This window comes from Paraburkholderia sp. J69-1 (assembly GCF_905220255.1).
Classification (GTDB): Bacteria; Pseudomonadota; Gammaproteobacteria; order Burkholderiales; family Burkholderiaceae; genus Paraburkholderia.
The window spans coordinates 198,036-205,489 of record NZ_CAJMZG010000016.1; the positions used below are offsets into that span (position 1 = coordinate 198,036).

General features: G+C 64.2%; 8 protein-coding genes. 1 reads left to right on the forward strand and 7 read right to left on the reverse strand.

Annotated elements, in window-relative coordinates; all coding sequences use genetic code 11:
- Window positions 1–128 precede the first annotated feature (128 nt).
- Window positions 129–1,262, reverse strand: coding sequence for a tyrosine-type recombinase/integrase (locus U5A67_RS27000; protein WP_321816550.1), 1,134 nt, complete (start codon window positions 1,260–1,262; stop codon window positions 129–131).
- A 162-nt stretch (window positions 1,263–1,424) separates the two neighbouring features.
- On the opposite strand from U5A67_RS27000, the gene U5A67_RS27005 reads away from it, so the two are divergent.
- Window positions 1,425–2,390, forward strand: a complete 966-nt coding sequence (locus U5A67_RS27005; protein ID WP_321816551.1) for a DNA-binding protein — start codon at window positions 1,425–1,427, stop codon at window positions 2,388–2,390.
- 12 nt (window positions 2,391–2,402) lie between these two features.
- Here the strand turns inward: U5A67_RS27005 and U5A67_RS27010 are convergent, their stop codons facing one another.
- From U5A67_RS27010 to U5A67_RS27035, 6 genes are all read right to left on the reverse strand, one after another.
- Window positions 2,403–2,948, reverse strand: coding sequence for a hypothetical protein (locus tag U5A67_RS27010; RefSeq protein ID WP_321816552.1), 546 nt, complete (start codon window positions 2,946–2,948; stop codon window positions 2,403–2,405).
- 61 nt (window positions 2,949–3,009) lie between these two features.
- A complete protein-coding gene (locus U5A67_RS27015) occupies window positions 3,010–3,954 on the reverse strand; it encodes a sugar kinase (protein ID WP_415767948.1) in 945 nt (314 codons plus the stop codon).
- On the reverse strand, window positions 3,951–5,297 hold the full coding sequence (gene rimO, locus U5A67_RS27020) for a 30S ribosomal protein S12 methylthiotransferase RimO (RefSeq protein ID WP_321816554.1): 1,347 nt from the start codon (window positions 5,295–5,297) through the stop codon (window positions 3,951–3,953). Before rimO ends, U5A67_RS27015 begins: the two co-directional genes overlap by 4 nt.
- A 388-nt stretch (window positions 5,298–5,685) precedes the next feature.
- Window positions 5,686–6,297 carry a polyhydroxyalkanoate synthesis repressor PhaR gene (phaR, locus tag U5A67_RS27025; RefSeq protein WP_205981500.1) on the reverse strand — a complete coding sequence of 204 codons (612 nt, stop codon included), beginning with the start codon at window positions 6,295–6,297 and terminating at the stop codon, window positions 5,686–5,688.
- 151 nt (window positions 6,298–6,448) lie between these two features.
- Window positions 6,449–7,189, reverse strand: coding sequence for a 3-ketoacyl-ACP reductase (locus U5A67_RS27030; protein WP_205981499.1), 741 nt, complete (start codon window positions 7,187–7,189; stop codon window positions 6,449–6,451).
- A gap of 174 nt (window positions 7,190–7,363) precedes the next feature.
- Window positions 7,364–7,454: hypothetical protein (locus U5A67_RS27035; protein ID WP_321814967.1), on the reverse strand; the 91-nt coding region annotated here is incomplete at its 5' end.

Sequence of the window (7,454 nt, forward strand, 5' to 3'; positions counted from 1 at the left end):
CGGTAAGGCGCGGAAGGTGACATGGCGCGGGCGGGTCCTGCTGGACCGTTCCCGCGCCGCATGCCGAAGATTAACACCGGCGCCGCTGGGGATGATCCGTAATGGATCGTGCCTGGGCTTGATCCGGATCAGGCGGCCGGTTTGTCGCCCACGGTCTGGGCGTGGCGCGCGTCGTCGTCGGCGTGCAGGTAGAGGCCGGTCGTTTCGATCGACGCGTGACGCAGATTCTTCTGGATATAGCGCAGGTCCGTGCCTGCGTCGGCTTGATGCGTCGCGGCGGTGTGGCGCAGCCAGTGCGTCGAGGCGCGGCGCAGCGTGGCCGCGCTCGCGGGATCGCGAGCGTCGAGGGTATCGGCAATGCGCCGGAACACCGTTTTCACGATCAGATACACGGCCGTCGATGTCAGCGGGTGGGTATCGCCGCCCGCGACGCCGAGCACGGCCGGACGCAACTCTCCCGGCGACGGGACTTCCGGCAAGCCATGAAAAGCACGATAGCGCGCGAAATCCGCCATCAGTTCGTCGCTCACGGGCACGTCGCCCTCTACGCCGCCCTTGCCCACTACACGCAGCCACCAGCGGCCACGCCGACGCTCGAAATCGCCCGCGCGCGCCTGTGCGGCTTCGCTTGCGCGTAACGCCGTGCGATAGAGGAAGCGCATGAGCCAGCGGCATCGCTCGTAATGCTGACGCTCGCGCGGCGTGTCTTGCTCGAAAGCGTCGACGCCGTCGAGCACCTGCTGCCAGAGCGTCTGGTCGAGATAGCGCTCGACGCGTCGGCTGCGCGGTGCCTGCGGTGCGCGGGCGCGGCGCAAGGCCAGCGGATTGCCGGCGAGATAGCCCGCCGCCACCAGATAGTTGAACAGCCCGCCGAGGATACCCATCGCCTGGCGGCGGCTGCGCGGCGAAAGCGGCCCTTCGAACAGCCGACGCTCGCGGCCTTTGCGCGGACGCGCCGGATCGACCCAATCGCCCTGCGGCGCGGCGAGGAATTGCTCGTAGAGCACGAAATCTTCGCGTGTGAGGCTGGACAGCGGTTTGTCGAGCGCGCGCGTGGCCCACAGCATCAGGCGCACCGCTTCTTTCCGATAGCTGCGCAAGGTGTGCGGGGAATCGACGTATTCGGCCAGCCAGAGGCGCACGGCTTCGATATCGGTGCGCGCGGCGGTCTGCGCTACCCCGCCGCGTGCGCGATTCGTGCCGCTTCGGCCGTCGAGCGCGGGCGGCAAAGCGGGAAGCAAGGCAATGGCGTCTTCGGGCATCGATTCGGGGGCGATTTTGGGCGTTGAGCGGATCGTATCGTAGCTTTACTTGCGATTATAGGTGTTATCGTAAATTTCTAACTCAATCAATTACGTATATAACGTTATATGATGATATACAGTAAAATTTGAAACGTTCGCCTCTTCCCCTGCCAGAAAACCATGTCACGTATCAGCGATACCCGTTTGCGTACCCGCGAAACCGCGTCTCGCCTCGTCGCCGAAGGAAAACGGCCGCATGAGCTGACCGTCGACCTCATCTACGCGGAAATCCGCCAGGGCAGCCGCACTACGATCAACGACGAACTCAAGCAGTGGAAAGACGAAAAAACGCGCAGCGACGCCCTTGCCTCGCAACTGCCGCCTGCGGTCGCGGATGCGATGCTCGGCATCTGGGCCGTCGCCGTGGAGCATGGGGAAAAGGTTTATGACGCGCGCGTGGCCGAACTGGAACACGCCACCGCGCAGGCGGAATCACGCGCGGCCGAAGCGCTGGCAGCGTGCGCTGCCGCCGAAGAAGCGCTGAAGCTGCGCGAAGTGGAACTGGCGGCGCTCAGCGAGCAGATCGCGGTGCTAAAACCGCAACTCGAAGCGGCCAATGCGCGCGCAGAAGACGCCCGAAACCGCGCCGATGCGCTGGAAACCCAGCGCAACCACGAACGCGATAGCGCCGAAACGCGGCTGCGCGAACAACGGGAAGAACACGAAAAAGCGATCGGCGCGTTGCGTGTGTCGCTGGAAGCGCGCGACGCGGCTTTTCAGTCCGAACTGGACAAGGCGACGCAGCGTATGGAAGGCGTGCAACGGCACATGATGCAGCAGATCAGCGAGGCCCGCGAAGAGCGCAAGCGTGCGGATACGCTTGCCGCGTCGCTTCAGCATCGCAATGAAACCCTGCTCGGAGAATTGGGCGCGGCGCGCGCTCACGAAACGCGTCAGGACGACGCGCTACGCGAGGCGCAGCAGGCAAATGAAGCGTCGATGCGGGAACGCGGCGAATGGCAACGCGAGCGCGAAGTGCTGGAAAACCGGCTGGCCGCGATGCGCAATCGCTCGCGCGCGAAATTGAAGCGCGCGGCGCTGGCCGTGCCGCGCGGCACGCGCGAGCGGCCAGCCGAAAAGGAATGACGTCTTAAGCGGTCACTCGCCGGTCACGACATTGCCGACGCCACCTACCGCATTGCCGCTCTTTGCAGCGGGTGCGGGCGCAGGTGTGGAGCCTGCCGCGAGCGGCTTCAACTCGAACGGCACGGGATGGGAATCGTCCACTTCCATGCGGTCGCCCGACAGCGAACCGTCCGCGGCAAACGTGCCGACCCAGTTGCCGGTGATGCGCGTACCGTCGTTCGACTCTTCCGCTTCGAGCGTCTGGCCCGTGCGGTCGCCGGCGATCAGGATCACTTCGCCGGTATCGCGGAACTGATACTCGCCGTGCACGCCGGACGGATCATCGGGATCGGTCTTGGCGCCCAGTCGCATCAGGATCGCACGCTTGCCGAGCGTGCCCACGTACTGCGGCAACTTCGCGAATTCGGGATTCGGCTTGAGCGTCGAATGCACGGGCGCGCTCGCCGCAGCGTCCGTTGCGTGATTGTCGCCGACCGCGCAAGCGGCGAGCGGCAGCGCAATCGCCACCGCCGCGCACCAGGCCAAACCGCGCACGGCTTTCGAGAATGAAACTTGCATCAGACTCCTCTGATCGGGATTGCTTGGGAGTAGTCGCGGGCGATATTGCCGATCACGCCAATCAAGCCGAGGCCAGCGCGCGTTCGACATCCGCGCGATGCGGAATCGGCGCGACGGCGCCATAACCGAGCGTCGAAAGCGCAGCGGCCGCGTTGGCGTAATGGGCCGCGGCGAACGGATCGTCGCCGGCCACGAGACGCGCGACGAATGCACCGCCGAAACAGTCGCCCGCACCCGTCGCATCGACCGCCGCGACGACGCGACCCGGCACCAGCCGACGCTCATCCGCCGTGGCAACGTACGCGCCTTCCTTGCCGAGCTTGAGCGCAACGACGCGCGCACCCAGCGTCAGCAGCCGATCGACGATGGCATCGCGATCGTCGAGACCGGTCAGCACCGCCACATCGTCCCAGCTAGGCAGACAGATATCGGTCAGGCGCAGCACTTCGGTCATCACGGCGCGGGCGCGCGCGAGCGGCCAAAGCTTCAAGCGCAGATTGGTATCGAAACTCACCTGCACGCCGTTGGCGCGCGCATGCTCGATCGCGGCGAAGGCCGCGTCGCAGGCGGCATCGCCAATCGCCACGCTGATACCCGAGAGATGCAACACGCGCGCCGCAGCCAGCGCGTCGAGCGGCAGATCGCCCGGCGCGTAACGGCTCGCCGCCGAACCTTTGCGCAGATAGTCGAATGCGTGCCCGCTCGGGCCGTGCGAGACGAAGTAGACGCCGGTGGGCGCCTCAGCGCTCACGCGCACATGCGAAGTATCGACACTTTCGCGCGCCCACAGATCGAGCAGCAGACGCCCGAACTGATCGTCGCCGAGCGCCGACACAAAACCCGTGCGCGCGCCCTGGCGCGCGGCGGCGATTGCGAAATTCGACGTATCGCCGCCGAAACCCTGCAGGTAGTCGGGCTTACCGGGCGCGGCCTGGTTGAATTCGACCATGGCCTCGCCGTAGGCCAGGATTTCGGGCATTGCAGCCGCGGGCGTTGCAGCCGTCATACCGCGCAGACCTCGCCCCACAGATCGTGGCCGTCCGCGCCGGTGATCTTCACCGAAACGAAATCGCCCACCTTGTAGCGCTTCGACGCCTTGGTCGCCGGCGCAACGTAGACCACGCCGTCGATTTCCGGCGCGTCGGCCGCGGTACGGCCAATGCCGCCGTCCGGGTTGATCTCGTCGATCAGCACCTTGAGCGTCTTACCGACCTTGCGCTGCATGCGCTTCGCCGACACTTCTTCTGCCACTTCCATGAAGCGCGCGCGGCGCGCCTCGCGCACTTCGTCCGGCAGCGCGCCGTCGAGTTCGTTGGCCGTCGCGCCCTCGACCGGCGAGTAGGCGAAGCAGCCCACGCGATCCAGATCGGCTTCGCGGATAAAGTCGAGCAGCGTTTCGAACTGCTCTTCGGTCTCGCCCGGGAAACCGGCGATAAAGGTGCTGCGGATCGTCAGATCCGGGCACATTTCGCGCCACGCCTTCACACGCTCCATGACCTTTTCCGCGTTCGCGGGGCGCTTCATGCGCTTGAGCACTTCGGGGTGCGCGTGCTGGAACGGCACGTCGAGATACGGCAGCACGTGGCCCTTGAACGGACCTTCGGCCATCAACGGAATGACTTCGTCGACGCTCGGGTACGGGTAGACGTAGTGCAGACGCACCCACGCGCCGTATTGCGCGGCCAGCTCGCCCAGCGCGGCGACCAGATCGGTCATGCGCGTCTTGACCGGCTTGCCGTTCCAGAAACCGGTGCGGTACTTCACGTCCACGCCGTAGGCGCTGGTGTCCTGCGAAATCACCAGCAGTTCCTTCACGCCCGACTTGAAGAGGTTTTCCGCTTCGAGCATGACTTCCGCGATCGGGCGCGACACCAGATCGCCGCGCATCGACGGGATGATGCAGAACGTGCAGCGGTGGTTACAACCTTCGGAAATCTTCAGATACGCGTAGTGGCGCGGCGTGAGCTTGATGCCCGCGGGCGGCACGAGATCGACGAACGGATCGTGCGGCTTGGGCAGATGGCTGTGCACCGCCTGCATCACTTCGCCGACGGCATGCGGGCCGGTCACGGCCAGCACCTTCGGGTGCACTTCCTCGATCAGGTTCGAGCCGCTGGCGCTCGCCTTCTTGCCCAGACAGCCGGTGACGATCACCTTGCCGTTTTCGCTGAGCGCCTCGCCGATGGCGTCGAGGCTTTCCTGCACGGCTTCGTCGATAAAGCCGCAGGTGTTGACCACCACGAGATCCGCACCGTCGTACGAACCCGAGATTTCATAACCTTCCGCACGCAGCTGGGTAATGATCTGCTCGGAGTCGACTAGCGCCTTCGGGCAGCCGAGGGAAACCATCCCGACGCGCGGGGCAGGTTTGTGGGAGGTCGTTGATTCAACAGGGTTTTTCACGTGTACGTCCGGATGTGGGGTGCAAGGCGTTCGTTGCGCCGCGCGAATTCAGGCCAATCCGCCATTTTACCCATTTGGCGTATGGAGGGGGGCGGCGTGGCTGGCTAACGACGTTGGACGGACGTTGGACGTGAGGGTCGGAAGAGGAATCGATCCGGGGCCATTTCTCCGCATGCACCCGACAAACGGGCAATGACGTGAACGCCCAGGCATGCCCCGGCACGATGCCGACGGAGGCAAGATCAAACAGGGAAAGCGCGGCTAACCCCAAAAAACAAACAAGCGGCCACCGGCGCGTGGGCTGCCGCGCCTCGCCGCTTTCATTCGCTACGCGTTACTTCTTCTCTTCCTCGTCGCTCGCATTTTCCTTCGCGCCTTGAGCGGGCGCCGCAGGCGAAACCGGGGAAGCCGGCTTGAACGGGAACGTGCTGAACATGTTCTTCGCCTGGTTCTGCATCTGCTCCTGCATCTGCACGAACATGTTCTTCGACTGCTCGATGTAGCTGGTCATCATGCCCTGCATCATCGGCGCCTGCATGTTCATGAACTGCGACCAGACCTCGGGGTTCATCGCGTTGCCTTCGTAAAGGCCCTTCGACTGATCCGCGAGCTTGTTCTGGATGTCGATGAACGCCTGGATGTTCTTTTCCAGGTAGGTGCCCATCATGCCCTGCATCGCATGTCCGTAGAAACGGATGATCTGCGACAGCATCGACGACGAGAACATCGGCAGACCGCCGCCCTCTTCCTCAAGGATGATCTGCAGCAGGATGCTGCGCGTCAGATCCTCGTTGGACTTCGCGTCGATGACCTTGAACTCCTCCTGATCCAGCACGAGTTGCTTCACATCAGTCAACGTGATGTAGGTGCTTGTCTCCGTGTCGTACAGCCGACGATTCGGATACTTCTTGATCAGTCGTTCGGCGGTTTTCTTTGTAGTCGTCATGTGTCGCCCTTGTATGCGCCAACGCGCGAGGGCCAATGCCATCGCGCGTTGTCTACCCCGGCGGCGGCCTGCCCCGGTGTGCAAACAGGCCGCCGCCGCCCTTGATCCCGCTTTTGCCGCGCGTGCCCTTCAACACGCGCGGCAGCGGGCATCAGCCCATGTGCAACCCGCCGTTGAGCGAGAAGTCTGCACCGGTCGCGAAGCCCGATTCTTCCGAAGCGAGCCACGCAACGATCGAGGCGATTTCTTCGGGCGCGCCCAGACGGCGCACCGGAATCGTCGCGACGATCTTTTCGAGCACGTCGGGGCGGATCGATTTCACCATGTCCGTGCCGATATAGCCCGGCGACACCGTGTTGACCGTCACGCCCTTGGTCGCGACTTCCTGCGCGAGCGCCATCGTGAAGCCGTGAATGCCGGCCTTGGCGGTCGAGTAGTTGGTCTGGCCGAACTGGCCCTTCTGACCATTCACCGACGAAATATTGATGACCCGGCCGAAACCGCGTTCGACCATGCCGTCGATCACCTGTTTGGTGACGTTGAAGAGGCTCGTGAGGTTGGTGTCGATCACCGCCGTCCAGTCTTCGCGCGTCATCTTGCGGAACACCACGTCGCGCGTGATACCGGCGTTGTTGACCAGCACGTCGACTTCGCCTACTTCCGATTTGACCTTGTCGAACGCCTGGGCCGTCGAGTCCCAGTCGCCCACGTTGCCTTCCGACGCGATGAAGTTAAAGCCCAGCGCTTTCTGCTCTTCGAGCCACTTCACGCGGCGCGGCGAGTTCGGACCGCAGCCCGCGACAACCTTGAAGCCCTGCTTTTCGAGGCGCTGGCAGATTGCCGTTCCGATGCCGCCCATACCGCCCGTTACATACGCAATACGCTGTGACATAAACCACACTCCATTATCGTTATCCGAAGCGCCGATCGACGGCTCCGGCTTCGCCTCTGCCTGCTGCTCCCTACTGCGTCTGCGCCGTGCGCCGCCCGTGAGCGCGCATTACGTCAATCAACGCCAGTCGCAGCCGCGCCGAAGCCGCACGGCCGCACCGTGATCCGCTGTGTCTTACAGACGCTCGAGTGCGAGCGCCACGCCCATACCGCCGCCGATACACAGCGACGCCAGGCCGCGCTTCGCGTCGCGGCGCTGCATTTCA

Bases quoted from the DNA above. Each gene is read 5' to 3' on its own strand.
- U5A67_RS27000 (WP_321816550.1), bottom strand. From the start codon at position 1,262: ATGCCCGAAGACGCCATTGCCTTGCTTCCCGCTTTGCCGCCCGCGCTC.
- U5A67_RS27005 (WP_321816551.1), top strand. From the start codon at position 1,425: ATGTCACGTATCAGCGATACCCGTTTGCGTACCCGCGAAACCGCGTCT.
- U5A67_RS27010 (WP_321816552.1), bottom strand. From the start codon at position 2,948: ATGCAAGTTTCATTCTCGAAAGCCGTGCGCGGTTTGGCCTGGTGCGCG.
- U5A67_RS27015 (WP_415767948.1), bottom strand. From the start codon at position 3,954: ATGACGGCTGCAACGCCCGCGGCTGCAATGCCCGAAATCCTGGCCTAC.
- rimO (WP_321816554.1), bottom strand. From the start codon at position 5,297: ATGGTTTCCCTCGGCTGCCCGAAGGCGCTAGTCGACTCCGAGCAGATC.
- phaR (WP_205981500.1), bottom strand. From the start codon at position 6,297: ATGACGACTACAAAGAAAACCGCCGAACGACTGATCAAGAAGTATCCG.
- U5A67_RS27030 (WP_205981499.1), bottom strand. From the start codon at position 7,189: ATGTCACAGCGTATTGCGTATGTAACGGGCGGTATGGGCGGCATCGGA.